Origin of the sequence: Mesorhizobium sp. M2A.F.Ca.ET.037.01.1.1 (assembly GCF_003998075.1) — a bacterium.
Classification (GTDB): domain Bacteria; phylum Pseudomonadota; class Alphaproteobacteria; order Rhizobiales; family Rhizobiaceae; genus Mesorhizobium.
On the sequence record NZ_RZSA01001366.1, the window covers coordinates 1 to 1,311 of the forward strand.

The window sequence follows — 1,311 nt, forward strand, 5'->3', positions numbered from 1 at the left end:
TTCTGGGGTCGGTCGGCGAGCCGATCAACCCGGAAGCCTGGGAGTGGTATTTCAACGTCGTCGGCAACGGCAAGGTGCCGATCGTCGACACATGGTGGCAGACCGAGACCGGCGGCATCCTGATCACGCCGCTGCCCGGCGCCACGGACCTGAAAGCCGGTTCCGCCACCCGGCCCTTCTTCGGCGTTCAGCCGCAGCTGGTCGACGGTGAAGGCAAGGTGCTGGAAGGCGCCACCGACGGCAATCTCTGCATAACCGATTCCTGGCCGGGCCAGATGCGCACCGTCTATGGCGACCACGAGCGGTTCGTGCAGACCTATTTCTCGACCTACAAGGGCAAGTACTTCACCGGCGACGGCTGCCGCCGCGACGCCGACGGCTATTACTGGATCACCGGCCGCGTCGACGACGTCATCAACGTCTCCGGGCACCGCATGGGCACGGCCGAGGTCGAATCGGCGCTGGTCAGCCACGACAAGGTTTCCGAGGCCGCGGTCGTCGGCTATCCGCACGACATCAAGGGGCAGGGAATCTACTGCTATGTCACCCTGATGGCCGGAGAGACGGGCAGCGAGGATCTGCGCAAGGAACTCGTCGCCCATGTCCGCAAGGAGATCGGCGCCATCGCCACGCCGGACAAGATCCAGTTCGCGCCCGGCCTGCCCAAGACCCGTTCCGGCAAGATCATGCGCCGCATCCTGCGCAAGATCGCCGAGGACGATTTCGGTTCGCTGGGCGACACCTCGACCCTCGCCGACCCGGCCGTGGTCGACGACCTCGTCGTCAACCGCCAGAACAAGAGAGGCTGATGGCCGGCGAGACGATCCTCGGCTCCGTCAGCCAGCTCTGGCGCTATCCGGCGAGCTCGCTCGCCGGCGAGCGGCTCGACGCCATTTCGGTCGGCACGACGACTGTCGATGGTGACCGGCTGTTTGGACTGGTCGATGCTTCCGACGGCGAGATCGCAAGGCCAGACCGCGAAACAAAGTGGCACAAAGTGCCGCTTATTCGCACCCGGCTGAGCGGGGCCCCGATGAGCAAGGAATGGCGCCTGGAAGTCGCCGTGCCCGGCGGCGGCTGGCTGCCGGCGCCCGACCCGGAAAGCGACCGCGCGATTTCGGCCTTCCTCGGCTTCGCGGCCTCCATCCGTCCGTTCGGCGCTGAGAACGCGGCGCCCTTCCATACCGGGCCGCTGACCGCAGCCCGCTATGCCAAAACGCCGATCCATCTGCTCACCACTGCCTCGCTGGCCCGCCTGAAGGCCCTGCATCCGGAGGGCACGCCCGATCCGCGCCGCTTCCGGCCCAACAT

At 66.8% G+C, this 1,311-nt stretch carries 2 protein-coding genes; both read left to right on the plus strand.

Features of this window, described 5'->3' with window-relative positions:
- The coding region (locus EOA27_RS36800) for an AMP-binding protein (RefSeq protein ID WP_145970841.1) at positions 1–809 on the plus strand (809 nt) is incomplete at its 5' end.
- A partial coding sequence (locus tag EOA27_RS36805) for an MOSC N-terminal beta barrel domain-containing protein (protein WP_127258755.1) occupies positions 809–1,311 on the plus strand: 503 nt, incomplete at its 3' end. The genes EOA27_RS36800 and EOA27_RS36805, both read left to right, overlap by 1 nt.